The sequence below is a fragment of the Tepidibacillus decaturensis genome (assembly GCF_001561915.1).
In the GTDB taxonomy this organism is placed as follows: Bacteria; Bacillota; Bacilli; order Tepidibacillales; family Tepidibacillaceae; genus Tepidibacillus_B; species Tepidibacillus_B infernus.
Genome location: NZ_LSKU01000002.1, coordinates 52,411 through 78,354 on the forward strand (window position 1 = coordinate 52,411; position 25,944 = coordinate 78,354).

Here is a 25,944-nt window from a genome sequence, read left to right on the forward strand (position 1 = left end):
GGGCCAGCCTCCTACCCGATTTGTTCTTTTTTTATATAGGAGAGCCAAAATTCATTCAAAAGTTTGATCCTGTACTTATCTTTATAATAAAAAGCTTGGGTAAATTGACGACGTAACCAATCTGGCACAGAATCGCCCCTTTCCATTTTCGAATTATATGTTATCCTATGTAGATGAATGAAAATTGGTTCGAAACTCAATCTATGTAGGTGATTTGAATGGAAAATGATGAGCTACAACGATTAGTCGAGGAAATATCCTTACACTTCTTTTCAATGCCATTCCTACACAAGGCTATCTTTAATTCTCGTTTAAAAACAACTGGTGGAAGATATCTGACCAAAACACATCATCTTGAATTTAACCCAAAGTCTTATGAACAGTATGGTTTGGATGAACTAATTGGCATCATCAAACATGAATTATGTCATTACCATATGCATCTTCAGGGGAAAGGATATAAACATAAAGACCAAGATTTTAAACAGTGTTTGAAAAAAATAGGTGGTAGCCGTTTTGCGAAACAGCTAAGCAAGCAAAAAGAACAACCTTATCGGTTTCTTCTTGAATGTAGAACATGTGGACAGCAATATTTTAGAAAAAAGAAAATGAATCCTGATCGTTATCGTTGTGGAAAATGTGGCGGAAAATTAAAAGGAATTGAGATCGATTATCAAAAATGATGTTGACAAAGGATAGGCTAGTATGATAAATTATAAAAGTCACTGTTAGATGATCCTCGTTAGCTCAGTTGGTAGAGCACTCGGCTGTTAACCGAGTTGTCGCAGGTTCGAGTCCTGCACGAGGAGCCATATGGAGAGATACTCAAGAGGCCGAAGAGGACGGTTTGCTAAACCGTTAGATCGAGCAATCGGTGCGAGGGTTCGAATCCCTCTCTCTCCGCCATTCTATGAAGTAATAAATATGGCCCGTTGGTCAAGTGGTTAAGACACCGCCCTTTCACGGCGGTAACAGGGGTTCGAATCCCCTACGGGTCACCAAAACAGATGTCAGTTTTCAGAAGTCAGAGGTCGGAAATAAATACATTAAAAAAAATTTAAGTTCTAGTACCCGTTTAGTTTGCGAAAGCAAGCTATTTTAATTTTAATGAAAATATAACTTTCTTCTATCTTAATTTTTATTATGGCGGCCATGGCGAAGTGGTTAACGCACCGGATTGTGGCTCCGGCATCCGTGGGTTCGATCCCCACTGGTCGCCCCATTAGATTAGGCTTTAATTAGTCTCTTATGAGCCATTAGCTCAGCAGGTAGAGCACCTGACTTTTAATCAGGGTGTCACAGGTTCGAATCCTGTATGGCTCACCAGCTTCGTTTGACGATTTGTCGTTTTCATGATAAAATATTATATGTTTAAATTTATTTTATATGCGGTCGTGGTGGAATCGGCAGACACGCTATCTTGAGGGGGTAGTGGTCCTTGACCGTGCGAGTTCAAGTCTCGCCGACCGCACCATTAAACTTCTGAGCCTTACGTCGGATATTCTTCCTTTTATTTCTATTTTGCTTATTCCGACCATATATAAGATCATGCGGGTGTAGTTCAATGGTAGAACTCCAGCCTTCCAAGCTGGTAGCGTGGGTTCGATTCCCATCACCCGCTCCATTAAAAATGAGCGTGACAACGTTGATTAATCTTCTGAGTAAGCGAAGATTGTTGTGCCCGAAGATAAGATAAAAAAGTGTACCCATAGGGTACTTTTTTTGTACAAACATTTCTACTTTTGTATAATAGATATTAACAAGGAGTGATCAAATTGAATAACTTTACATTTTTAAATCCTACGAAGCTTTTATTTGGAGAAGGCCAAGTTGCAAATGTAGGTAGAGAAGCTGCAGTATTTGGTAAAAAGGTTTTAATTGTTACTGGTGGGGGTAGTGTAAAGAGATCAGGATTATTTGATCAAGTGATGGATCATTTAAAAAGGGAGCGTTTAGCTGTATATGAACTAGCTGGCGTCGAGCCAAATCCACGTTTAACAACGATACATAAAGGGATTGAAATTTGTAAGACTGAAGGAATTGATTTAGTATTAGCTGTGGGTGGAGGAAGTGTTATTGATGCTTCAAAGGCAATCTGCGCTGGAGCAAAGTATGATGGAGACGTCTGGGATTTCTATATAGGAAAGGCTGTTGTTGAAAAGGCATTACCTCTAGGTGTGATTTTGACATTAGCTGCAACTGGATCAGAAATGAATGGTGGATCTGTTGTAACCAATTGGGAAACACAACAAAAATTATCAACTGGAAGCATTCATTTGTATCCCAAATTCTCCATTTTGGACCCTACATTAACTTACACTGTACCTAAAGATCAAACTGTTTATGGAATTGTGGATATGATGGCTCATGTATTTGAACAATACTTTAGCCATACTGAAAATACACCCTTACAAGATCGATTATGTGAATCTGTATTAAATACGGTTATAGAAAATGCTGAACCTGTTCTTAAAAACCCTGAGGATTATGAAGCTCGTTCAAATCTTTTGTTAGGTGGGACAATGGCTTTAAATGGAATGATCAGTATGGGTATGGAAGGCGATTGGGCCACTCATGGAATTGAACATGAAGTAAGTGCAATCTATGATATCCCTCATGGTGGTGGTCTAGCGATTCTCTTCCCAAACTGGATGAAATATGTCGTTGATGAACGAGTAGAAAAATTTAAGCAGTTTGCGATACGCGTATGGAATGTGAACCCTTCAGGAAAAACTGATAAAGAAATCGCTCTTGAAGGAATTGAGAAAGTAAGGGAATTTTTCAACCAAATCGGTGCCCCATCCCGATTAAAAGATTATGATATCGACGATCTAAATCTTGATCTGATGGCAGAGAAGGCAGTTGAACGGGAAGGAACGATTGGTCGCTTTAAAAAATTAACTAAGGAAGACGTAAAAAATATTCTTACCATGAGTCTATAATGATCCCAAATAAAACAACTCGTAGCTGTGTAGCTACGAGTTGTTGCTCTTTTAAACCACTTTCAATTATGATAATGTATAATGATGGATCATTCATGCAGTTTGTAAGTAGAAAATATATGAAAATAGGAAAAGCTAAACATAGATGATAAATGTTAAGGAGATTTTTATGTCCAAACCCTATGTTTTTTTTACTAATGATGTTTTTGAAACACAACAATTGGCTAGTAAATTGGCCAAATATTTACATCCTGGAGATGTTATCACCTTAGAAGGCGATTTAGGAGCGGGTAAAACTAGCTTTACTCAAGGTATTGCGAAAGGCTTAGAGATTTCACAGGTTGTCAATAGCCCAACCTTTACGATTATAAAGGAGTATTACGGTCGTATTCCATTGTATCACATGGACGTATACCGATTAGAAGATGGTGCTGAAGATCTGGGTTTTGAGGAGTATTTCTATGGTGAAGGGGTTACCATGATTGAATGGGCTTCGATGATCCATGAGTTCTTACCGGAGGAGTTACTTAACATTAAGATAGAAAAAATAAGTAATGATCAGCGAAAGATTACTTTTGAACCTAAAGGAGAAAGGTATATCCAATTATGTGAGGAGTTTTCAAGGAATGAAGATTTTAGCGATTGATACATCTACAGCGGTTATGGGCGTTGCTTTATTAGACGAAAAAAAGATCTATGCAGAGATGACAACGAACCTCAGAAAAAATCATTCTATTCGTTTAATGCCAACTGTCGCCCAACTTTTTGATGAGGTAAAATGGAGTCCTAATGAAATTGATCTTGTTGCAGTAGCAAAAGGACCTGGGTCCTATACCGGTGTTCGTATTGGCGTAACAACTGCAAAAACCTTTGCTTGGGCTCAAAATATACCGATTGTAGGAGTGTCTACATTAGAAACCATGGCGTATCAACAACATTCATTTCCAGGAGTGATTTCACCTCTTATCGATGCTCGTAGGGGACAAGCTTATGTTGGCCTTTACCAACAAAGAAATGACAGCTGGAGCAACCTTGAATATGACAGGATTATTTTACTTTCTGACTGGCTACAAATTCTTAAAAAAAGAGAAGAGCAAGTCCTATTTGTCGGAGATGATGTTTCCCTACATCAAACACAAATCGATGAATTTTTAGGCGAATATGCAACATATTCATCTTCTCCTTTTAATCTACCTCGGCCTAGTGTGATAGGGTGGCTTGCCTATCAGCAGTATCTGACAGGTACGGTAGACAACACCTTTGATTTCACCCCAGCGTACTTACAGTTAGCTGAAGCAGAAGTAAAATGGTTAGAAAAACAAAAACTTGCTAAAGGTTAGGTGTTTTGTTTGGGGAAAAAACAACTTAATATTAGAAAAGCAAATATTGAAGATGTAGAGCAAATGTGGAATGTGGAGCAAGCCTCATTTTCCAAACCATGGTCGAAGGAAGCCTTTGTTAGTGAGATGACGACGAATCGATTTGCCCAATATTATGTTCTAGAAATAGAAGGGGATATTGTTGGCTATGCAGGAATGTGGATTATTCTAGACGAAGCACATGTAACAAATATTGCGATTCATCCCCATGCTAGAGGACAAAAATTAGGAGAATTGATGATGAGGCATTTAATGGCCATAGCAAAAATGTTTGGGGCCAAAAGCATGACGTTAGAGGTTCGGGTTTCTAATCAGATTGCTCAAAATTTATACCGGAAACTAGGCTTTAAAGAAGAAGGATTACGTAAAAATTATTATGCAGATACAATGGAAGATGCAATAATCATGTGGGTGAATTTGGAATGACTTATATTTTAGCGATTGAGACAAGTTGTGATGAAACTTCTGTGGCTGTGGTTAAAGATGGCCAAACCATTTTATCCAATATCGTTTCCTCCCAGATTGACGTTCATAAGAGGTTTGGTGGGGTTGTTCCCGAAGTAGCATCAAGGAAACATGTAGAAGGGATTAATTTTATTTTAGATGAGGCACTAAGAGAAGCGAATCTAACCTTAGATGATATTTCTGCTATAGCTGTAACTTACGGACCAGGTCTGATTGGAGCATTATTGGTGGGAATTGCTGCAGCCAAAGCTATTGCTTTCGCCAAAGAAATTCCTCTAATTGGTGTTCATCATATTGCTGGTCACATCTATGCAAACCATTTAGTTAAACCTCTTCAATTCCCATTGATTGCATTGGTGGTCTCTGGAGGACATACTGAATTGGTCTATATGAAGGATCATCTTCAATTTGAAATCCTTGGTCAAACAAGAGATGATGCGGCTGGTGAAGCTTACGATAAAGTTGCAAGGGTATTAAAGTTACCTTATCCAGGCGGTCCCCATATTGATCGTCTAGCTAAAGAGGGAAAGCCTGTAATTCCACTACCAAGGGCATTAATGGATGATAGTTATGATTTTAGCTTTAGTGGTTTGAAATCAGCAGTGATAAACACAATGCATCATGCTGAACAAAAAGGCACCAAGATTTCACAAGAAGATATGGCGGCTAGTTTCCAAGAGGCTGTAGTAGAGGTATTAGTTGAAAAAACAATGAGAGCGATTAAGGAAAAACAGGTAAAACACCTTATTTTAGCTGGAGGAGTTGCAGCAAACCAAGGTTTACGTTCAAACTTGCAACATGTCTGCAAGCAACTTGATGTTGAGTTAACCATTCCTCCATTAGCTTTATGTACAGATAATGCGGCGATGATTGCAAGTGCTGGATACTTCTATCATATTAAAAGGAAATGGAGTACATTAGACTTAAATGGTGTGGCTGGATTGGCATTAACTACAGTTTAATAGTTACATGCAAAAAAAGATTTACTTCACAAGTAAGTCTTTTTTAAAAGATAATAAAGTATAAGTTTCTTCCACTTGTCATTTAGGGGTTTGTATATTCCATAAGCTGCGACATAGCGTGACTAGCAGCTTTAGCTGTGTAGCACGACTTGTACACTTTGTGTGCCTTCAGAAGTGCCCTTCTCTCCTTAATCTTTATTCATAGAAGGGCACGGATGACGGAGCGCGATGGAATATACAAACCTTTTCTTATGCATTGTGGATATAATTTATCCACAGTATTGTGGATATGTGGATAGATATTGGTATGCAAGGTACCATCAGGGATGAAAAATTAATGGGTTATGGACAATTTTTTAACCAGAAATTGTGAATTATGTTGATAAGTAGGGTCAAAATAGAATTAAAGCAGGATCAGAATGTGAATAATATTGTGGATATGTGGATATTTGAAAATTTCACAATTTTTCAGACAGGATTTCTAGCAAAAATATAGAAATGATGGAGGGAATAGTGAGGTAGCTATTTGAAAGGGGTTCATCATTTGTGAAAGATTGGTCTAGTCATCATTATTTAAAAGTTTTTATCTTTATTTTAGTCCCTATGCTCCTGTTAATCGATAAAAATGAATCTTATGATTTACAGAATCAATTAAGTCCTTATCTATTTTGGGGAATGCTGTTATTCTCTATATTATTAGCGGTTATGGTTGCAAAGTCGGTAGAAAAAAGAACACAAATGCGCTTACGACAATTAAAAGAAGAGTTAGATTCTTTAAGAAATACAGGAAAACCATTATCAGTGGCTGATGATCATTTTGGTGAAATCGCCCAATCAGTAAATGATATAAACGAAAATTTATCAAACAAACAAAGGATAAATAAAGCAATTTTAGATAGTATTCCATTAGGCATTATATTCTACGATGACCAAGGCAAAGTGATGTATGTAAATCAAAAAGCATATGAAATTACAGGTTATACTAAAGAAGAAATTGAACGATTTACTGTAAAAGGTAATATTCTGAATCATAGTGAATATGTATTTTGGAAAACCTTACATTCTGGGGAATCTTTTTTTGGTTTTGAAAGCTTCTGCCCAACAAAAGATGGTCGGGAGATCCCGGTGATGACCTCAACAAAACCGTTATATGATTCTGAATCAAAACAGATGATTGGGATTATTAGTACATTTATAGATATCTCAGAGCAAAATCGACTACGAAAAGTAGAACAACATGCCAAAGTGATGTTGGATCATATCTCAGATGGTGTGATTACTGTGGATAACTTTGGCGTGATCAACGGTTTTAATCGTGGTGCAGAGGAAATGACTGGATTTAAAACAGAAGAGGTACTTGGCAAGTATTATGATGATGTCTTTATAAAACGGAAAACCATTTTTACTAAATTGACTCAGACCTTGCGTTCAGGAAGAGAATATAGCAATTATAAGAAAGAAATGATTGATGTATCCGGTGAAAAGGTTTTTCTGATGATTACAACTCGTATCCTAAGGAATGAGCAGGGAAAACAAATCGGTGCGATGGGGATTTATAAAGATATTACGCTGATGGTTGAACTAGAACAACAAATCCAAAGGGCAGAAAAGCTTGCCGTAGTTGGTGAATTGGCTGCAGGAACCGCCCATGAAATTAGAAATCCTCTTACCACCATTAAAGGGTTTATACAGGTATTTGAAAATGAATTAAAGGATAATGATAAGAAACAATACATTCATCTTGTTTTAGATGAAATTAATCGTATTAATGAAATTATTAAAGAAATGTTGTTACTAGCTAATCCTAGTGATTCATTTAAGAAGTGGATGCAAATTAATCAGATTATTAAAGAAACCATTACTTTTATGAGTGCAGAAGGGGCAATGTATAATGTTGAATTAGTAACGGATTTGCAAGAGGAACTCCCCCTTGTTTTTATTGACGAAGGGCAAATCAAACAAGTTTTTGTTAATATGATTCGAAATGCAATTCAAGCCATGAAGAAAGGTGGCATCATGGAGATAGCTTCTTTGTATAATCCTATACAGCAAAGAATTGAAGTAATCTTTACTGACCATGGGGAAGGTATTCCAGAGGAACAGTTACCAAGGGTATATGAACCTTTCTACACAACAAAGCATGATGGGACAGGGTTAGGCATTCCAGTATCTTTCCGAATTATGAAGAACCATGATGGCGATTTGCAAATCTTTAGTACCCAAGGTGAGGGAACAAAGGTAGTTTTATTTTTCCCAATACAGACGGATGATTCTTTTATTGACGGGCAAGAATAGGTAATGATGTCTTGTCTAGGAGGATGTAATCACGATGGCCAAGCTAAACCGTTGGTTTGTAATCCTTTTATTGACGATCTTTTTGATAGGATCGTCTTTTTCATATACCCTTGGTAAAAATAAAGACCAAATTGTGTTAATCATCATAAATCAACTTTCTTTTTATGATCAAACTAAATATAAAAATATAGATGGATTTAAGCAATTAGAGCAAGATGGGATAAAAGGTGCAATGAACCTTAATTCAGCTAGCAGTAGAAGTGATGCTAATAGCTATTTAACGATTGGAGCAGGGAGTAGAGGTATCGGTGTCAGTGATATGGGGAATTCGTATCAATCTTATGAAAGCATTGCAAAGTACAAAGGAATGAATGCGTTAGAAGTATATGAACAACAAACAGGATCAGAAGTAGCAGAAAGGGATGATCTGATTCTCTTTCTGCCCATTGAAAAATTACGAGATCAGGTACAAAAATTTCCATTTCACATTGGAGCCTTAGGTGAATCATTAAAACAGGCAGGCCTGACGGTAAAGGTTTACGGAAACAATGATACATTTGAGAGGATAAGATATGCACCATTGATTACAATGGATCAAACTGGGTTAAGTTATGGAGATGTAAGTGAAAATACCTTAATCAAGGATCGAAAAAGACCTTATGGAGTAAAAACAAACTATCTCTACTTGTTGGAAAAATGGAGAGAAAATCGTGAATTAACTGATTTGCTTATTTTTGATTTAGGAGATTTATATCGGCTTGAACAATTTAGAGACCAGATGAACAACGACTATGAAGAGCAACTTAGAAATGTCATTTATCAGGAGATAGGCCAATTTATTCAAACGATCATCAACCAACTGAATCAAAACCAAACATTGATTGTATTATCCCCAATGGTAGGCCAACAAGCAGTAAAAGAGGATATGCTTTTATCTCCAGTCTGGGTCTATCATGGACAAGAACAAGGGAATTTCCTCATTTCTGGTACCACGAAACGACCAGGAATTGTGGCGAATATTGATATCGCGCCGACAATTCTTGAAAAGTTAGAAGTTAAACAGCCTTCATACATGTTGGGCCAAAAAATCAAGAGCATCGATGAGAACCTTAGTTTAGAGGAAGAAATACAGCAGATTTCTACCACATATAGAACAAGAGCTACGGTTTTATATACTTATGTCGGATGGCAAATCTTTATTCTTATTTTATCGATTTGGGTTTGGTTAAGAAATTACAAAAGAAGCTTTTCTTGGATTCAAATAGGTTTATTAAGTATGTTATTTATGCCGTTTCTTCTATTAGTCACAGCTGATTGGATCTCCAATTACGCCTACCTTTATCTAGGTACTTTGATTGGAATTAGTTTAGTTTTAGCATGGTTGGCCCAACAATTAAAACCCATTAAAATCTTTTTTCTAGTGGGTATATTGATTTTTTTAGCCATAACTTTAGATACCTTCATGGGTGGGCCACTGATGAAAAGATCCTACCTTGGGTATGATCCGATCATTGGTGCTAGATATTATGGGATTGGTAATGAATTTATGGGCGTTTATATTGGCGCAACCTTATTATTTATCTCTCACTTTCTGCAAATGAAAAAGAATGGGGTTACTTTTTTTATTACCTTATTTGTTTTTGCAGGGATTAGTTTTATTCTTTTATATCCTACGCTTGGAACGAATGCGGGGGGAGCAATATCTGCGATTGTAGGTACGGGAATAGCTACAATAAGGTTTGCTGGCTTAACCTTTAACAAAAAAGGGATTATCTGGATGTTAATCATATTGGTTTTTGGATTAGGTATGCTATTGTTTATAAACAGTATCGTTCCAATAGAAAGCAAATCACATATTGGTAGAGCATTATCCAAACTTTATCAAGGAGATTTCACTACGATCTTTCAAACGATTGAAAGGAAGTTAGCCATGAATTTTAAACTGATACAAGTTTCTTCATGGAGTAAGGTAATGGTGACTTCTATTTTTGCAATGGCAATCATTTTTCTAAAACCAAAAGGAACATTGAAACGAGTGATGGAGCATTACCCTGATGTTTTTCATGGTTTTTTTGGTATCGTTGCTGCTTCGATCACCGCCTTATTTGTAAATGATTCAGGTGTTGTGGCTGCATCAACGATGATCATCTTTGCAGCAGTTCCTATGTTATTTTTAGCTATTAATGAAGAAAGGAGCTAGATTGTTTCTAGCTCCTCCTGAATTTCTTCCCATTGTAACATCAGATGATCTAGTTGGACTTTCATTTGTTGAAGCTCATCATTCTTAGCATAAGAAAGTTGATGGTCAGAATAAACCTCTGGCTGAAGAAGTTCTGTTTCAATTTTTCTTATTTCTTCTTCCAATCTCTCTATCTCTGCTTCAATACTTTCAATTTTTCTTTTCAATGATCTTTCTATTTTTTGCCTTTCTTTCTCTTCTATATATTGTTGTTTCGTCGCCTTTTGCTCAATTTGTGTAGATTGAACTTGTGTTTGTTCCTCTAGTTCAGCTTTTTTTTCTAAGTAATAGCTATAATTCCCCAAATAATTAGTTGCCCCTTCTGTTGTTAGCTCGATCGTCCTTGTTGCAATTCGATTTAAAAAGTAACGATCATGAGAAATGAAGAGGATTGTTCCAGGATAATCGATCAGTGCATTTTCTAATACTTCACGACTAAAAATATCTAGGTGGTTGGTAGGCTCGTCCAACAATAAAAAATTTGCTTTTTGTAGCAATAATTTTGCCAAGGAAACTCTAGCTTTCTCCCCACCACTTAAATCTTTTATCTTCTTAAAAACATCATCCCCAATAAAGAGGAAGTTTCCTAATAGGGTGCGAATTTCACTTTCTAACATCGTTGGATGTTCATCCCATATTTCATCAATCACTCTTTTTTCTAAATGCAAGCGATCCTGCTCTTGGTCATAATACCCGATCATTACATTAGAGCCGTATTGAATTATCCCATCGACCTGAATCTCTGCAATAGGATTTCCAGAAATGGATTTAAATAATGTAGATTTACCAATCCCGTTTGGCCCGATGAGGGCAACGCGTTCCCCTCTTGTAATATCAAAGGAAACATTTTCGAATAGATGGCGAGCCCCAATCCCGATGGAAAGGTCTTTTACAGACAGAACTTGAGTACCACTCTGTTTCTCGATATCAAAGGTAAAGTAAGCTTTTTTTTGTTTAAGTATAGGCCGATCTATTTTTTCGATTTTCTCTAGGGCCTTTCTTCTACTTTGTGCCCTTCTAGTGGTTGAGGCTCTTGCAATATTTTTTTGAATGAAATCTTCTAACTTGGCAATCTCTGCTTGTTGTTTTTCATATTTTTTCAATGTTAATTCCAATTGCTGTGCCTTTTGCTCAATATATTGACTGTAATTCCCTACGTAACGAGTTGCCTTTGTTCTTTCAATTTCATAAATCACTGTGACCAAGGCATCCAAGAAATAACGATCATGCGAAACAACTAAGATGGCACCAGAATAGGATTTTAAATAAGCTTCAAGCCAAGTCAAGGTTTCAATATCCAAATAATTGGTTGGTTCATCTAATATAAGAAGATCAGGCGAAATTAATAAGAGCTTTGCTAGAGCAAGTCTTGTTTTTTGACCACCGCTTAAGGTGTGAATAAAGGTTTCTTCATAAGGAAAAGAGTGGAATCCTAAGCCGTGTAAAACGCCCCTAATTTGTGATTCATATTCGTATCCACCTTGATCTTTAAACCGTTCCATCGATTCTGAGTATTCTTTTAATAATTTTTCATACATGGTCGTGTTTTCGAGATAGGTTGGGTCAGACATTTTTTCTTCTAAACGACGAAGTGCTTGTTCTTGTTTAATCAGGACTGAAAAGACAAGCTTCATTTCTTCCCAAATGGTTAATTCTGTATCAAGTCCACTATCTTGAGTTAAATAGCCAACAGTTGCACTTTTAGCAAGATGAATCTCCCCAGAATCAGGGAGCATTTCGCCAGCAATGATTTTAAGCAAAGTTGATTTTCCGGCTCCATTTACACCAACAAGTCCTACACGTTCATTTGTTTGGATTTGTATATCTATATCCGATAGAATAGGTTCTACGATAAAAGATTTTGTTAGTCGATTCGTTTGTAGTAATATCAATAGTAAATCACCTCTTTTCATAAGTGTAACGTAGATACTATTTATCAATCAAGTGGAAGAGTCGCTTCCTTTGCAATGCATAGTTCCAAGATAAAGGTAAAATAATCTGTGATAAAAATTCTTTTCCTTCTTAGTCGTTTGAGTTAGTATTAATGAAAGATAACTTTGCTCAAGATTGAGCAATTTCGTAAAAAATATTGTAAAATAGTAGAGATGGTGAAAAAAGCCATGGGCTTAACTTCTATATTGTTAGCTGGCGGACAAAATAAAAGAATGAATGGGCTTCCAAAATGGGAATTGCGAATAGGAAAGGAAATAATGATCGACCGGTCGATTCGGCGGTTAAAAACAGTATCTAAACAAATCATCATTGTTTCTGGCGGGACTTATCAGTTTTCCTTTTTGGAGAAAGAGGAAGAATTCATTAAACTTGTTTACGACCAGACACCATTCTTAGGACCGTTAAATGGAATACGAACTGGACTCACTCATAGCACAGATCTATATCATTTTGTCGTTGCTGCGGATATGCCCTTTTTTTCCGTTGATTTGGCTCTATGGATGTACCAATTAGCAACTACGAATCAAATGGATATTGTCATTCCTAAGTGGAAAGATAAATTGCAACCTTTACATGCGATTTATTCAAAAAGTTTGATAGATGCGATGTCCAAAGATATAGAAGAAGGGAAAAACAGTTTAGTTAAATGGATTCTGGATCAAAAGAGACTTCTTATTGTAGAGGAACTAGACGTACAAGAATTTAACCAGAGTGGAAAAATATTTTTCAATATGAATGATCCTGAACAATATATGGAAGCATTAAGCTGGATGATTGAGGAGGAAAAAGAGTGAAGTCTTCTATGCTTAAAGAGATAAAAGTGGAAGATGCAATTGGATATGCTCTAGCTCACGATTTAACTAAAATTGTTCCTGGAGAATTTAAAGGAAGAGCATTTAAAAAAGGGCATATCATTACAGAAGAAGATATTCCTGAATTATTAAAAATCGGAAAAGAACATATTTATGTAATAGTGTTAGAAAAAGGTTATTTACATGAAAATGAGGCTGCCATTCGTATGGCAAAAGCGATTACTGGGCAACATGTGCTTACAAACGAACCACATGAAGGGAAAGTGACACTGACTTCCGAAATATATGGATTAGCAAAAGTAAATGAAGAAATCGTTCATCAAATCAATGCAATCCCTGATCTTGCTCTTGCTACTGTGCTCAATAATAAAATCGTGCAGCCTGGAGCGAAGTTGGCAGGAACTAGAGCACTTCCTCTTATTGTTGAAGAAAGATACATTGAACAAGTTGAAGCGATTACCAAAGGGAAAACTGTGATTGGGGTTAAACCATTTAAGCCTTTCAAAACAGGATTAGTCACAACCGGAAGTGAAGTATTTAAAGGAAGGATTAAAGACCGTTTTGGTCCGGTTGTAGAAAAGAAATTAAAAGCATTTGGCTCTGAGTTGGTTGAACAGCGTTTTGCTCCAGATGATGTCGAGCAAATTAAAGCTGAAATCAAATATTTTCTTGATAAAAAAGTAGATATGGTTCTTCTTTCTGGTGGAATGTCTGTCGATCCTGATGATCGTACTCCTTTTGCGATTCGAGAAATGGCTACAGAAGTAATTACTCAAGGGACACCCATGCTACCTGGTTCGATGCTGATGGTCGCCTACTCAGAAAATACACCAATTCTCGGGTTGCCTGGAGGAGTATTACATGATCCTTTTACTGCCTTTGATGTCGTATTGCCAAGAATTCTTGTAGGTGAAAAAGTAACAAAAGAGGAAATCATACGTTTAGGCTATGGGGGGTATTATGGTTGCTAAATGAACGCAAAATTCCCATTGCTAGCTTTGTTGGCTATTCCGGTAGTGGGAAGACCACCTTGATGGCGAAGGTTATTCACGCATTTAAACAACAAGGATATCGTGTTGCAGCCATTAAACATGATGCCCATCGTTTTGAAATGGATCATGAAGGGAAAGATACTTGGAAATTTGCCCAAGCTGGTTCTGATGTTGTACTGATAAACTCACAAGAAAAATTGGCCATGATCGAGAAGGTGGAGAGCTCGCTTTCATTTGAGGCAGTGATTTCCTATGTGAAGGATGTAGACATTATCTTGGTGGAGGGGTATAAACATGAAGCCCCATCTAAAATTTTAGTCGTTCGTAGAGAAGAAGATCTAACCCTACTTTCAAGTCTTAAAGATGTGATTGCAATTGCAACTTCGTTACCACTTGATGAAAAGCAGATCCCTATTTATGATTTAGACGATGTTGAAGGGATTGTAGAATTGATTCAATCAAATATATTGGGGGAGATAAAAGATGGCTCAAGATCATAAGATACCACAGGTTACAGCCAAGAGATTACCTTTATATTATCGTTACTTAGAAAAGTTACATCTCATGGGAAAACAGCGTGTTTCATCAGCCCAATTAAGCAAAGAGTTATTGATCGATCCAGCAACCATTAGAAGAGACTTCTCGTATTTGGGGGAATTAGGGAAAAAAGGATATGGTTATAATGTAAGCTACTTGTTGCAGTTTTTACGAGACTTTTTAAAACAAGATGAAGTAACCAATGTTGTTCTCATTGGGGTTGGTAATCTAGGTACAGCTTTACTGCATTACAATTTCTATAAGAATCGCAATATCAAAATTGTGGCTGCCTTTGATAGCAATCCGAACAAGTTTAATCGTGAAATTGATGGTATTCCCGTTTATGGGATTGATAGCTTAAAGGAAGTGGTTCAATTATTCCGGGTTGAAGTTGCGATCCTAACCGTACCTGTTCATGTGGCCCAAGAAATAACAGATAAATTAGTAGATGCAGGAGTTAGAGGAATTCTCAACTTTACTCCTTCAAGGCTAACAGTGCCAGTTGGTACATTGGTACACCATATTGACTTAACGACTGAATTACAAACATTGGTCTATTTTCTGAAGAATTTTCCAGAAGATGAGCTAATGGAACAAGACCAAGAGCTAGAGAATGAAGATGAATAGGAGAGGGATCTCATATGGTGGATCAAGATAAATCAATGACTTTAGTCAGTCATTTAGAAGAGTTAAGAAAAAGAATTATCTGGATTATCTTGTTTTTTGTCGTTGCCTTGGTGGTTGGTTTTATGTTAACAGACCCAGTTATTCGCTATTTTACTGATGAGCTCAAAGCAAAAGGGGTTACCTTTAACGTTTTCCGTTTATCTGATGCACTAAGAGTCTACATGCAATTTGCTTTTGCGATTGGGATTACACTTTCCCTTCCTTTTGCGTTATATCAAATTTGGCGATTTGTTGCACCAGGCTTAACAAAAAGGGAAAGAAAGGCAACCATATGGTTTATTCCCTTTGCCTTTATTCTATTTTTACTAGGGGTATCATTTGCTTATTTTATTCTATTTCCAATGGTCGTTACCTTCCTATCCAATATCTCTAAACAGTTAGGTGTTGTTGAAGTATACGGGATTGCTCAGTATTTTAGCTTTATGCTGAACATCGTGATTCCGTTTGGTATTGTGTTTGAGCTTCCAGTTGTCGTAGTCTTTTTAACCCGTCTTGGTATCATTACACCTAAATTATTAATTAAAATTCGGAAGCTGGCCTATTTTGTATTAATTATTGTGGCCGTCACCATTACACCACCTGAGCCGATGTCAGATATTCTTGTCTCTGTTCCACTCATTTTGTTATATGAGATTAGTATCATGCTATCCAAAGTGGCCTCAAAAAAACGCCAACAAGCATTAGAAGAAATTTAATCTGAACAACAAAGAGCACGTCAACCTGAAGAAGGAAGCGTGCTTTTTTTATATGTTTTAAAGTTTAAGTGAAAATAAAATTACATCGTGACTAGAACAAAAACGAATAATATTTTTTAATCTTATCCAAAATAATGTCCTCCTTTTAATAGATTCCCTTTCTCAAAATTTTACTTTTTTGTTATCACTATAATAATATACGTTTTAATAAGCAATATAAAGTATTTATATAGCGCAAATGGAATAATATTACTATAAATAAATGAGATAATCCTTTTGTAATCAAAAAGAATTACTTTATATTCTCAATTTCTCGTTTGTAGACAAGAACCGTTGTGTTTTACTGTTGATAAAAAGCTATAAAAGCCAGAATTCTTAATTTTTCCCTATTTTAAAGGAAAATTGAAATAATAAAGAATTAAAATAAGTAGATTAGTACTAATCAGAAAAAATAAAAGGAGGTGTAAAAATTGAACAACTCACAAGTATTAGAGTTATTAGAATCATTAGGTGTGCAATTATCTAAGGAACAAATTGATATGGAGGGTGTTACCTAACGAATCAAATTGATAGAAAAAAACAATGTATGGAAGAATTGTCTAATTTCAACGGATTTATTGAAGAAATTTTTATACCCGAACTAAAGAAATTTGTAAATATATAATTATAAAATTTGATAATTTGGAGAAGAAAATATGAATTTATCATTACTGACAACTAATAAAAACTTTAAATATTATTTTTATGGGCAGGCTATATCAAGATTTGGGGATTCCCTGTTTATGTTTGCTATAGTATGGTTCGTTTTGCAAATATCAAATAATTCAGCACTTCTTTTTGCTTTAGCTATGATAAGTATGAGCCTACCAGAAATACTTTTTTCAGTATTTGGAGGTACTCTAGGTGATAAGTTTAATAAAAAGAACATATTAATTATAATCGATATATTATCTATAATTATAAATATCATTGTGATAATTTTGACTATTGTTCAATCTTCTATTCTATTATTTTATCTAATATTTTTTATTCATGGTATGTTACAGGCCATTTGGGTTCCTAATTATTATTCATTTATTCCGACGATTGTAGATAAAAAGGATTTAACAAACGCGAATGGATTTATGGAGTTGGTAGATCAGGTGAATTTCGTAATTGGGCCTATTTTAGCTGGTTTCCTAGTCAAATTTACAGGTCTTGAGACTATATATGTGATAAATACTTTAACATTTATAATTTCTATTTCACTTATGCTCCGTATTATTTATAACCCTTCAACTCTTGATAAAAATGGAAAAAGAGAAGCCTCTAAAATTTTTGACTTAAGTGAAGTAAAAGAAGGTTTATCATATATAAAAGGTAATAAAATCATACTTCGGTTAATGCTAATTTATAGTCTTTCTAATTTTGTAAGTGAACCCTTTTTTAGCTTACTCATCGTATTGGTAAAAGATAGCTTTGAAAACCCTTTATATATAGGGATTCTTAATTCTTCATTATCTATAGGATTGATTATTGGTTCATTAGTAAGTTTTAAAATAAAAATTTCTCATATGAAATTAATTATATTGAGTGAAATTCTAATGGGAATTTTAATGATCATTTTTATAATGGCCTTCCCCCACATCTCAACTTTTCTTATTTATATCCTAATCGGCGTAATATTAAGTGTTGAACAAATTAATGTTAATACTCTCTATCAATTGTACACTAAAGAAGAGGTCATGGGGAAAATTATGGGTATCCGAGTTTTTTCAACACAATCACTTAGGCCAATTTCGAAAGGAATAGGTGGCTATATTGCTGACCGAATAGGTGTTAAGTACATTATGTTGATTTCGGGATTGTTAGTCTTCTTAAATGGATTAATTTTTTATAGCGATCACTTATCTAATAAAATTCAAATAAAGGAAGAACAAGTTGAAAACTGACGATAATAACTATTCATTATTTATATAGATCACTTACAGCATCCAACGCAATTTTATAATATTGGGATGCCGGTTTATACTTTTTTGACTCTTTATAGAAATTACCCAATTCCTCAGAAATCGGTAATAAATGCTTCCACATTTTATTTTTATAATAATATTCTATAGCTTCTTTCATCAACAATTCGTACTCTGCCAATTGATTTTGCTTTAAGAGTAATTTAGCCTCAATTATCTTAAAATGGTAGGCATCCTCTTCCTTATTACAATATTGCTTAGCTTCTTTAAGAATGTTAGTTAAATCATCTAAGGAATTTTGTTCTAAATATATCTCCATAATAGATTCATATGTAATAAACAGCTCATTATTTGTGGCTTTATTAAGTTCTAAACTTTTTAAAAAGTAATCCATACTTTTATTTAATTTCTTAAGGTTTTTGTATACGATTCCTAAGTTATGATATATTTTCCCTTTAAGTTTTTCATTATTAAAATTTTCAGCTAGATCTAAAGCTTTTAGCAAATTTTGTTCTGCACTGGCAAAATCTCGTTCCTCTATATATAAACCACCTAATAAAGTATAATTTTCAGCTGCATTTGTCCATTTGTTTTCATGAAGATAAACATCTAAGGCATTATTAGCATACGGAATGGCTAGATTTGTTTTGTTTAATTTTGCCAAAGATAAGGCAATATTGTAGTTAGTTCCGGCCTTTATAATCGGATCTTTTACTAAAGGAAGTTGTTTAAGAAAACATTGGTAACTATCCTCATATTGTTTATTTGTAAAATGGTTGACAGCATTTAGGTAATAATAAGTTTCTTTAAAAAGTTCTGAGGGAATACGGTCTATCTCCACGATTTCGAGAAGGGGTAATAATTCTTTCTCATAAATTATCGCAAAATCCTTATGATTGTTTGTTCTGAAATAATAGTAGCTTTCTAACAAATAATAGAGAGCTTCTTGATCGATAGAGTTAATATAAGGATAATCTTTTTTTATATTCTCTAAAATTGACTCTGCTTCATCTAAGTTTTTAAGATCTAGATTCGCTTTCAAAGAGGATAATTTGGTCTCTAAATCATGATCAATATCCTTATATCTTGTTAAATATTCTTTTGGCACATTAAGTTTTTTTGCAATTGCGATTAATATCTCTTCTGAAGCACCATTTTTACCAACCTCAATATTGCTTAAGTGAGAGTAGGATATAACACCTGAAGCAAAGTCTTTCCTTTTAATCCCCAAAGATTCACGTAATTTCTTAATTCGATTACCAATATGCATGACGTTGCCTCCTTCTTAAATATGTAGGAGCGATAAACAAATTACATTATTTAATTCCATTTTAAAGGAAAATCAACAATGATAAAGAAATAGGTAATCAAAGATTAGCACTAATTTTAAAAATATGAAAAAAAGGAGCATTCCTGTTAGAAAGAAATTTTGAGGGTTAACAAAAAAGAGCCCTCTTGGTATAGTACAGGGTGTCAATGCATTGACCCCGAATTTAATAAATATCAAGGGAGGACTCAAAATGAATTATAACCAAAATCACAAAATAGCGCAAATCAAACCAACAACACTAATCATTGGTATTGATGTTGCCAAAGACAAACATGTCGCACGTGCACAAGATGACCGTGGCATAGAGTTTGGAAAGCGTCTGATCTTTGAGAATCGAATATATGGCTTTCAAAAACTGGTGGACTATGTCGAAAGACATAAAAAAGAAAAAAATAAAACTCATGTTATTTTTGGTGTCGAGCCGACTGGCCATTACTGGTTAAATCTAGCCTATTTTCTAATCGCAAAAGGATATGACTTTTTTAGTAAATCCAATGCACGTAAAGAAAAGTAAAGAGCTTGATGATAACTCCCCAACGAAAAACGATACCAAGGATGCGAAAGTAATTGCACAGCTGATAAAAGACGGGAGATACTCCGTACCTAATCTCTTAGACGGGATATATGCCGAACTGAGAGAAGGCGTCAAATTAAGAGATCAACTCGTCCAACAGCTCATGATTACTGAAGGTCGCATTCAGAATCACATTCAACGGTATTTCCCAGAGTTTTTCGATGTTTTTGGAGATTGGGAAGGAAAGGCTGCACTTTGTACGCTAAGGTTATTCCCCTTTCCCTCAGAAATAATCAAGATGACTCCGGAAGAAGTTTTAGGAAAATGGAAGCCGTTTGTACAACGTGGTGTTGGAATTAAACGAGCAACGAAGTTGGTGGAAACAGCCAAAAAAAGCATTGGTATCAAAATTGGTATACAGTTTGCTAAACGTGAATTGGAATGTTTACTTGATCAATACGAACTGTACAAACAGCAATTAGAACAATTAGATCAAGAAATTGAGACCATTGTAGAAACGATACCAGGGGCTAAAGAAATGATGAATATACAAGGCTTAGGTACCATAACTGTTGCCCAGTTCTTCGCTGAAGTTGGTGACATTACAAAGTATAAGCACTCCCAGCAATTAGTGAATTTAGCAGGGCTATCCTTGAGAGAACACAGTTCTGGAAAGTATAAGGGGAAAACTCGAAGAAAAAACTTATTTATATTTCTATTCTGACCCTGTTACTTTAGCTCAGGAAGCAGCAATAAGTTATACTGCGGAGGTTCAAAATCTTTATACTGAGCTTGTAGTATATGCTAGTGAAGATGGTATTGATGGTCCTACTTATTCTGCTCATTATGATAGATTTGCTTATCAACCATAAAACATCAAATAAAATCGGAAAGTCAAATTATTTCTCAACCAGCTCAGGTTTCCTTGGAAAAGGGCAAAGAGCTAATGTCTAACATAGAAGTATTATTGCCAACTTATCTTCCTAAGAACTATAAAATGGAGAATGTAATATATAATGAACCACCTGCGGAATTCAAAAATGGAGTTAAACCTAATATAGAAGAACATAAAGCAATTACTATCAGATATAGAAATCAAAATGACCCTAGTAATTTGATCGACTATACAACAAAAGCTGCACAAGTAATAATTGGAGACAGTGATACTCAAGATTTAATGATACAAGGAGTGGAAGGGCAAATATTAGAGTATCCGGATAAAGAGATAATTGCTTTGAGTTGGTATAAAAATAAGACTAATCATTTTATAATTTCAAAAGGTAATATAACTAAAGAAGAAATTCTTAAGTTTGCTGAGTCATTAAAGTAATTAAAATAATAGGTAGATAATATTATTTAATAGTGGTTAAAGCTTATTAGTGGTTCAAGTAATCATGCCCATTATCTTTTCTAATTGATAGAAAATTGCAATTAGTATTTAAATATTAATGGGACGGTGAGAAATTATGAATAAAAAAATATTTATCATAATTTTTCTTTTAAGTATGGGGCTAACTGCTTGTAGTAAAAATACATTTCCTAGTGATATTGAAAGAGAAATAGAAAAACAGATGGATGTAAATATAACAATCCCTACACAGGAGAATTTACCGATAACCTTTATTAGTTTATTGCTACCACCCGAATTAGATTTAAAAACAACGGGAAATCGTTATATTGCTCAAGTCATCTATGCAAACGAAAAAGGAGAGCTTATATCATTAACTGATGAACAAAAGCAACAAATTGAGGAAAATAATAGAATGAGAATTCTTTATGGTGAATATAAAGGTGAAAAGACAGTTGAACTTAATATAGGAAAAGGTTCATCTTCTTTATCAGGCTCAGAAAATAAAAAAATTGGGGATGTACTAGTAGAATACAAATTAGAAGAAACAAAACGTGGAAAAATATTATTCCTACTATTTAATGATAAAGATGTTTATTACTTGATGAAATTTCATTTAAGTAGCCTATTTACTGAACAAGATGGATTAAATTTTGCAGCAGATTTAATCAATAACACAAGATAATAATATAAGTATTTCAAATAATTATCTACATTAGTCCTGTCCAATTCCTAAAAGTAAGGAGAATTTTGGACAGGAACAACAAAAATTAACAATAGATGGTCCGTTAATTGTAAAAGATGAATAATTTTTCCATAAAATAATAATTTTATTTAACTGGATAGATAAATACTTTAAGAAATTTACAACCTAAATTCCCTTATATTTATAATGCAGGTTAATTTCTATTGAAATAATTTACAGACTGGTGTACTGTTGTGCCCAGTCTGTTCGTTACATTCCTATGGAGGACTTTTTATGAAGAAAAAGGTTATTATACTTGAAATGGTTTTATTTCTGATTACTTTACTGCTTGGGTATTTATATTTACAAGAACAGAAACAAAACAAAATTTTATTGGAAATTATTAATGAAGATGCATATGGTATTTTTTTCTCTTCATTGTCTAGTATGAAGGAATTAGAAGAAACATTAAATCAATGGATCGCGAAGGAAACCATAATTTTAGATGATATGAATGGAATAAGTAATTTATTACAGGAGAATATAGCTAATTTAAATGGTTTGTATGCAACCTACAATAAAATTTATACAAAGAATTTACAGTCACCCCTCATATTTAATGATTACTTTAAAGGCTTACAAAACTTTTTACATAATTCAAACGCTCGGAGTATCGAGGGTAGTAGTATATTACTAGATGAAGATGATTTAGAAGAACTCAAAAGCTATCAAATTAAGTTAAAATTGATCAATCAGATCTCAAATGAAATATTCCCTGAAGAAGAATGGGAATCCATTCAGGATAAAGGCTTTTTTAATGATTCAAGGTGGATTCAATGGTTTGAAAAATCCGAACAAATTATTATAAGGCCTGAATAAAAAATTAGTAGTGTTGTGAGTACGAAACAATACTAATCCGAACTAAAATACCTATATTTCAATTACTTATCGCGAATAACAGATTGGTAAGTTTTAAAAGGGGGATTATAATGATAAGAAAAGATTTTCTGGATTTGTTCCTCGTGATCAGAGTCAGCCCGATCATACTTTCCTTACAGGTGATGTGGCATTAAAACTAATTGGCGATTGGCAGGAGAAGTTCTCACTATTAGTTAGCAATCCTGAAGCTACAATTAAACTTTTTACCGAAGAAGAAATTACTAAATTACATGAATATGGACTAACTAATACTCAGATAAATACTATGAGCTCTAAGGCTGTCAAAACCTTATTAGATCTATTTGAAACTGAGATTATGAAAGATAGTGAACGTAAGATTGTAATTGAATCGTTTTTGAAAAACAAATGTGCCCCGATTCAGGATAGAAATACATACTATTGTCCTGACGGGAATCGTGCAATACTATCTCTACCCTAATATATGAATGCTTCACTAATTACTAATTAGGAAACGATTATAATATTCTTATTGGTGCTCCTTGTAGCACTTATTTTTTTGTATCTTTCGTTGGAATATTATGTTAGAATTTGGGCATACTGTTTGACGGAAAAATTTTAATAAAACGACTTGAAAAATATGCTAAGTTTTATTATTATTAGAATTGTGTTAGCACTCATTGATGGCGAGTGCTAATAAGAAAATGAAAATTAAACGTATAAGGAGGTTTCTTTTTATGATTAAACCAGTTGGTGACCGTGTGGTTATCGAACCAATTGAAAAAGAACAAACAACTGCTAGCGGTATTGTCTTACCAGATACTGCAAAAGAAAAGCCACAAGAAGGCAAAGTCGTTGCAGTAGGTAGCCGCCGCAATGAAAAAGGAGAGCGCGAAGCATTAGATGTAAAAGAAGGAGATCGCGTGATCTATTCAAAATATGCAGGTACCGAACTTAAGTACCAAGACAAAGAATACTTAATTATGCGTGAAAGCGATATTCTAGCGATTATCGAATAGCCGATAGAATAACACTTCATATACTTATATACTTTATTTTGAAACCAGGAGGCGATTTTGATGGCTAAACAAATTATTTTTGGCGAAGAAGCTCGTCGTGCGATGCTACGTGGTGTAGATGCATTAGCAAACGCTGTAAAAGTAACCTTAGGGCCAAAAGGTCGTAACGTTGTATTAGAGAAAAAATTTGGTTCACCACTTATTACTAATGATGGTGTAACTATTGCAAAAGAAATTGAATTAGAAGACCCATTTGAAAACATGGGGGCTCAATTAGTAAAAGAAGTTGCAACAAAAACAAATGATGTAGCTGGTGACGGTACAACTACCGCTACTGTTTTGGCACAAGCATTAATCCGTGAAGGATTAAAGAACGTAACTGCTGGCGCAAATCCAATGGTGATCCGCAAAGGAATTGAAAAAGCAGTTAATGCAGCAGTAGAAGAAATCAAGAGAATTGCAAAACCAATCGAAGGAAAAGCTTCTATTGCACAAGTTGCAGCGATTTCTTCAGCTGATGAAGAAGTAGGTCAATTGATTGCAGAAGCAATGGAAAAAGTAGGTAACGATGGTGTTATCACTGTTGAAGAATCCAAGGGATTTGTTACTGAATTAGAAGTTGTTGAAGGTATGCAATTTGACCGTGGTTACATTTCTCCTTATATGATTACAGATACAGACAAAATGGAAGCTGTATTAGAAGATCCATATATCTTAATTACAGATAAGAAGATTTCTAGCATTCAAGATATTTTACCGGTCTTAGAAAAAGTCGTTCAACAAGGTCGCCCATTGTTGATCATTGCTGAAGACTTAGAAGGAGAAGCGTTAGCTACTTTAGTAGTAAATAAACTTCGTGGAACCTTCACAGCAGTGGCTGTAAAAGCACCTGGATTTGGTGATCGTCGTAAAGCAATGTTACAAGATATTGCCATCTTAACTGGTGGTGAAGTAATTACTGAAGAATTAGGTCTAGACCTTAAAACAACTACCATTGATCAATTAGGTCGTGCACGCCAAGTACGTGTAACGAAAGAGAATACAATCATCGTTGATGGAAATGGTGATAAAGCACAAATTGGCGCTCGTGTAGGACAAATTCGTCAACAATTAGAAGAAACTACTTCTGAATTTGACCGTGAAAAATTACAAGAACGCTTAGCAAAACTAGCTGGTGGCGTAGCTGTCATTAAAGTTGGTGCTGCTACTGAAACAGAATTAAAAGAGAAGAAACTTCGTATTGAAGATGCTTTGAACTCCACTCGTGCTGCCGTTGAAGAAGGTATTGTTTCCGGTGGTGGTACAGCACTTGTAAATGTCATTGCAGCAGTTGAAAAAGTTGAAGCAACTGGCGATGAAAAAACTGGTGTTGAGATTGTTAAACGTGCTTTAGAAGAGCCAGTTCGTCAAATCGCTAACAATGCAGGTTTAGAGGGTTCTGTCATTGTTGAACGCCTCAAGAAAGAGGAAATTGGCATTGGTTTCAACGCAGCTACAGGAGAATGGGTAAACATGATTCAAGCTGGTATCGTTGACCCAGCTAAAGTTACTCGTTCTGCATTACAAAATGCTGCATCTGTTTCCGCTATGTTCTTAACAACAGAATCCATCGTTGCCGATAAGCCAGAACCAGAAAAGGCACCAGCAGGTATGCCTGACATGGGTGGCATGGGCGGCATGATGTAATTACTTCTTGATTTAAAGGTCCTTTCTTACATGAAGGGACCTTTTCTTTAACGTATAGGAAAGTATAAAATTTTAGGGAGTGAGAGCTCCCTTTTTAAGTGCAATTTTTGTTAAACTAAAAGTATGGAGACAAACATTCTTAAACAGTTTTTTTTCGATGAAAATTCCCGCTGGGACAACTTTATAAAAAACATAAAAAAAGGTTAGTCCTATCGTAATTAAAGAAGTTGAAAAATTCCGTAGTTGTGGAGATTACAGTCAAGGTTTTAAACTATTTGTTTGTGAAGGTTGCCATGATGTAAAAAAGTACCTTATCGTTGTAAAGGACGATTTTGTACAACTTGTTTTAATGGGGAAACTGAAGAATGGAGTCGACTACTTGCAGAGGACGTTTTGCAAGTAGCGCATCGTCATGCCATTTTTACGTTGGATGAAGGACTATGGCCTATTTTTTTAAAACATCGTAAAATGCTTAAAGATTTAACTTCCCTCCGAAAGAAGTCTCCCACTTCTAAACGTGAAGGTGTGCCAGCACCAGTGAAAGTGGGAGATGAAATT

The 25,944-nt window shown here is 35.0% G+C and carries 23 protein-coding genes, 7 tRNA genes and 2 pseudogenes; 29 read left to right on the forward strand and 3 right to left on the reverse strand.

Translation table 11 applies throughout. The features are described from left to right. Positions 1-11 precede the first annotated feature (11 nt). Entirely contained in the window at positions 12-146 is a 135-nt protein-coding gene (cmpA, locus tag U473_RS14665) for a cortex morphogenetic protein CmpA (RefSeq protein WP_407701955.1), read from the reverse strand. 72 nt (positions 147-218) lie between these two features. Between cmpA and U473_RS13755 the strand changes: the two genes are divergently transcribed. The 15 genes from U473_RS13755 (at position 219) to U473_RS13825 (ending at position 10,243) form a co-directional block, all read left to right on the forward strand. Then, the gene (locus U473_RS13755; protein ID WP_068727807.1) at positions 219-683 is read left to right on the forward strand and encodes a SprT family protein; all 465 of its coding nucleotides are present in this window, start codon (positions 219-221) and stop codon (positions 681-683) included. A gap of 53 nt (positions 684-736) precedes the next feature. Next, positions 737-812, forward strand: a tRNA-Asn gene (locus tag U473_RS13760). Positions 813-815: 3 nt separating this feature from the next. Next, positions 816-906, forward strand: a tRNA-Ser gene (locus U473_RS13765). 20 nt (positions 907-926) lie between these two features. Next, a tRNA-Glu gene (locus tag U473_RS13770) sits at positions 927-1,001 on the forward strand. Positions 1,002-1,146: 145 nt separating this feature from the next. Further along, positions 1,147-1,222 (forward strand) — tRNA-His (locus U473_RS13775). 28 nt (positions 1,223-1,250) lie between these two features. Next, a tRNA-Lys gene (locus U473_RS13780) sits at positions 1,251-1,326 on the forward strand. A gap of 62 nt (positions 1,327-1,388) precedes the next feature. Then, positions 1,389-1,474 (forward strand) — tRNA-Leu (locus tag U473_RS13785). A 76-nt stretch (positions 1,475-1,550) separates the two neighbouring features. Next, positions 1,551-1,624, forward strand: a tRNA-Gly gene (locus tag U473_RS13790). A 151-nt stretch (positions 1,625-1,775) separates the two neighbouring features. Continuing rightward, entirely contained in the window at positions 1,776-2,942 is a 1,167-nt protein-coding gene (locus U473_RS13795; protein ID WP_068727808.1) for an iron-containing alcohol dehydrogenase, read from the forward strand. 169 nt (positions 2,943-3,111) lie between these two features. Further along, a complete protein-coding gene (gene tsaE, locus U473_RS13800) occupies positions 3,112-3,588 on the forward strand; it encodes a tRNA (adenosine(37)-N6)-threonylcarbamoyltransferase complex ATPase subunit type 1 TsaE (RefSeq protein ID WP_068727810.1) in 477 nt (158 codons plus the stop codon). Beyond that, positions 3,569-4,282, forward strand: coding sequence for a tRNA (adenosine(37)-N6)-threonylcarbamoyltransferase complex dimerization subunit type 1 TsaB (gene tsaB / locus U473_RS13805; protein WP_068727812.1), 714 nt, complete (start codon positions 3,569-3,571; stop codon positions 4,280-4,282). The genes tsaE and tsaB overlap by 20 nt, the downstream gene beginning before the upstream one ends. 9 nt (positions 4,283-4,291) lie before the next feature. Further along, the gene (gene rimI, locus U473_RS13810) at positions 4,292-4,747 is read left to right on the forward strand and encodes a ribosomal protein S18-alanine N-acetyltransferase (protein ID WP_082732604.1); all 456 of its coding nucleotides are present in this window, start codon (positions 4,292-4,294) and stop codon (positions 4,745-4,747) included. After that, on the forward strand, positions 4,744-5,748 hold the full coding sequence (gene tsaD, locus U473_RS13815) for a tRNA (adenosine(37)-N6)-threonylcarbamoyltransferase complex transferase subunit TsaD (RefSeq protein ID WP_082732605.1): 1,005 nt from the start codon (positions 4,744-4,746) through the stop codon (positions 5,746-5,748). Before rimI ends, tsaD begins: the two co-directional genes overlap by 4 nt. 546 nt (positions 5,749-6,294) lie before the next feature. After that, the gene (locus tag U473_RS13820; protein ID WP_068727816.1) at positions 6,295-8,043 is read left to right on the forward strand and encodes a PAS domain S-box protein; all 1,749 of its coding nucleotides are present in this window, start codon (positions 6,295-6,297) and stop codon (positions 8,041-8,043) included. A 34-nt stretch (positions 8,044-8,077) separates the two neighbouring features. Further along, positions 8,078-10,243: a hypothetical protein gene (locus tag U473_RS13825; RefSeq protein ID WP_068727818.1), complete on the forward strand. Its 2,166-nt coding sequence runs from the start codon at positions 8,078-8,080 to the stop codon at positions 10,241-10,243. On the opposite strand, the gene U473_RS13830 is transcribed toward U473_RS13825, so the two are convergent. Continuing rightward, positions 10,240-12,174: an ABC transporter ATP-binding protein gene (locus tag U473_RS13830; RefSeq protein ID WP_068727820.1), complete on the reverse strand. Its 1,935-nt coding sequence runs from the start codon at positions 12,172-12,174 to the stop codon at positions 10,240-10,242. The genes U473_RS13825 and U473_RS13830 overlap by 4 nt on opposite strands. A 228-nt stretch (positions 12,175-12,402) precedes the next feature. Between U473_RS13830 and U473_RS13835 the strand changes: the two genes are divergently transcribed. The 6 genes from U473_RS13835 to U473_RS13860 all read left to right on the forward strand — a co-directional run bounded on the left by U473_RS13835 (position 12,403) and on the right by U473_RS13860 (position 17,889). Continuing rightward, a complete protein-coding gene (locus U473_RS13835; RefSeq protein ID WP_068727822.1) occupies positions 12,403-13,029 on the forward strand; it encodes a molybdenum cofactor guanylyltransferase in 627 nt (208 codons plus the stop codon). 8 nt (positions 13,030-13,037) lie between these two features. After that, positions 13,038-14,018, forward strand: a complete 981-nt coding sequence (locus U473_RS13840; protein ID WP_068727892.1) for a molybdopterin-binding protein — start codon at positions 13,038-13,040, stop codon at positions 14,016-14,018. Then, on the forward strand, positions 14,012-14,539 hold the full coding sequence (mobB, locus tag U473_RS13845; RefSeq protein ID WP_201024229.1) for a molybdopterin-guanine dinucleotide biosynthesis protein B: 528 nt from the start codon (positions 14,012-14,014) through the stop codon (positions 14,537-14,539). The genes U473_RS13840 and mobB overlap by 7 nt, the downstream gene beginning before the upstream one ends. After that, on the forward strand, positions 14,523-15,203 hold the full coding sequence (locus U473_RS13850; RefSeq protein ID WP_068727824.1) for a redox-sensing transcriptional repressor Rex: 681 nt from the start codon (positions 14,523-14,525) through the stop codon (positions 15,201-15,203). The genes mobB and U473_RS13850 overlap by 17 nt, the downstream gene beginning before the upstream one ends. Before the next feature lie 14 nt (positions 15,204-15,217). Further along, a complete protein-coding gene (gene tatC, locus U473_RS13855) occupies positions 15,218-15,958 on the forward strand; it encodes a twin-arginine translocase subunit TatC (protein WP_068727826.1) in 741 nt (246 codons plus the stop codon). 695 nt (positions 15,959-16,653) lie between these two features. Then, the gene (locus U473_RS13860) at positions 16,654-17,889 is read left to right on the forward strand and encodes an MFS transporter (protein ID WP_068727829.1); all 1,236 of its coding nucleotides are present in this window, start codon (positions 16,654-16,656) and stop codon (positions 17,887-17,889) included. A gap of 16 nt (positions 17,890-17,905) precedes the next feature. On the opposite strand, the gene U473_RS13865 is transcribed toward U473_RS13860, so the two are convergent. Then, the gene (locus tag U473_RS13865) at positions 17,906-19,177 is read right to left on the reverse strand and encodes a helix-turn-helix domain-containing protein (protein WP_068727831.1); all 1,272 of its coding nucleotides are present in this window, start codon (positions 19,175-19,177) and stop codon (positions 17,906-17,908) included. 250 nt (positions 19,178-19,427) lie between these two features. On the opposite strand from U473_RS13865, the pseudogene U473_RS13870 reads away from it, so the two are divergent. From U473_RS13870 to U473_RS15790, 8 genes and pseudogenes are all read left to right on the forward strand, one after another. Continuing rightward, a pseudogene (locus tag U473_RS13870) lies at positions 19,428-20,445 on the forward strand (IS110 family RNA-guided transposase); the annotation flags it as partial. A gap of 252 nt (positions 20,446-20,697) precedes the next feature. Continuing rightward, the gene (locus U473_RS13875) at positions 20,698-21,081 is read left to right on the forward strand and encodes a DUF4367 domain-containing protein (RefSeq protein WP_068727833.1); all 384 of its coding nucleotides are present in this window, start codon (positions 20,698-20,700) and stop codon (positions 21,079-21,081) included. A gap of 136 nt (positions 21,082-21,217) precedes the next feature. Beyond that, positions 21,218-21,784, forward strand: a complete 567-nt coding sequence (locus tag U473_RS13880) for a hypothetical protein (RefSeq protein WP_068727835.1) — start codon at positions 21,218-21,220, stop codon at positions 21,782-21,784. 294 nt (positions 21,785-22,078) lie between these two features. Then, positions 22,079-22,663 carry a hypothetical protein gene (locus U473_RS13885; RefSeq protein ID WP_068727837.1) on the forward strand — a complete coding sequence of 195 codons (585 nt, stop codon included), beginning with the start codon at positions 22,079-22,081 and terminating at the stop codon, positions 22,661-22,663. 184 nt (positions 22,664-22,847) lie between these two features. Then, complete coding sequence (locus U473_RS13890) at positions 22,848-23,162, forward strand: hypothetical protein (RefSeq protein ID WP_068727839.1); 315 nt, start codon at positions 22,848-22,850, stop codon at positions 23,160-23,162. Positions 23,163-23,418: 256 nt separating this feature from the next. After that, on the forward strand, positions 23,419-23,700 hold the full coding sequence (gene groES / locus U473_RS13895) for a co-chaperone GroES (protein WP_068727841.1): 282 nt from the start codon (positions 23,419-23,421) through the stop codon (positions 23,698-23,700). 60 nt (positions 23,701-23,760) lie between these two features. Next, positions 23,761-25,386, forward strand: a complete 1,626-nt coding sequence (groL, locus tag U473_RS13900) for a chaperonin GroEL (protein ID WP_068727843.1) — start codon at positions 23,761-23,763, stop codon at positions 25,384-25,386. Positions 25,387-25,509: 123 nt separating this feature from the next. Beyond that, positions 25,510-25,869, forward strand: a pseudogene (locus U473_RS15790) (transposase zinc-binding domain-containing protein); the annotation flags it as partial. Between the last annotated feature and the right edge of the window lie 75 nt (positions 25,870-25,944).

Coding starts and splice junctions, on each gene's coding strand:
- cmpA (WP_407701955.1), bottom strand. CDS start 146: ATGGAAAGGGGCGATTCTGTGCCAGATTGGTTACGTCGTCAATTTACC.
- U473_RS13755 (WP_068727807.1), top strand. CDS start 219: ATGGAAAATGATGAGCTACAACGATTAGTCGAGGAAATATCCTTACAC.
- tsaE (WP_068727810.1), top strand. CDS start 3,112: ATGTCCAAACCCTATGTTTTTTTTACTAATGATGTTTTTGAAACACAA.
- tsaB (WP_068727812.1), top strand. CDS start 3,569: ATGAAGATTTTAGCGATTGATACATCTACAGCGGTTATGGGCGTTGCT.
- tsaD (WP_082732605.1), top strand. CDS start 4,744: ATGACTTATATTTTAGCGATTGAGACAAGTTGTGATGAAACTTCTGTG.
- U473_RS13825 (WP_068727818.1), top strand. CDS start 8,078: ATGGCCAAGCTAAACCGTTGGTTTGTAATCCTTTTATTGACGATCTTT.
- U473_RS13835 (WP_068727822.1), top strand. CDS start 12,403: ATGGGCTTAACTTCTATATTGTTAGCTGGCGGACAAAATAAAAGAATG.
- U473_RS13840 (WP_068727892.1), top strand. CDS start 13,038: ATGCTTAAAGAGATAAAAGTGGAAGATGCAATTGGATATGCTCTAGCT.
- U473_RS13850 (WP_068727824.1), top strand. CDS start 14,523: ATGGCTCAAGATCATAAGATACCACAGGTTACAGCCAAGAGATTACCT.
- tatC (WP_068727826.1), top strand. CDS start 15,218: ATGGTGGATCAAGATAAATCAATGACTTTAGTCAGTCATTTAGAAGAG.
- U473_RS13860 (WP_068727829.1), top strand. CDS start 16,654: ATGAATTTATCATTACTGACAACTAATAAAAACTTTAAATATTATTTT.
- U473_RS13865 (WP_068727831.1), bottom strand. CDS start 19,177: ATGCATATTGGTAATCGAATTAAGAAATTACGTGAATCTTTGGGGATT.
- U473_RS13875 (WP_068727833.1), top strand. CDS start 20,698: ATGTCTAACATAGAAGTATTATTGCCAACTTATCTTCCTAAGAACTAT.
- U473_RS13880 (WP_068727835.1), top strand. CDS start 21,218: ATGAATAAAAAAATATTTATCATAATTTTTCTTTTAAGTATGGGGCTA.
- U473_RS13885 (WP_068727837.1), top strand. CDS start 22,079: ATGAAGAAAAAGGTTATTATACTTGAAATGGTTTTATTTCTGATTACT.
- groES (WP_068727841.1), top strand. CDS start 23,419: ATGATTAAACCAGTTGGTGACCGTGTGGTTATCGAACCAATTGAAAAA.
- groL (WP_068727843.1), top strand. CDS start 23,761: ATGGCTAAACAAATTATTTTTGGCGAAGAAGCTCGTCGTGCGATGCTA.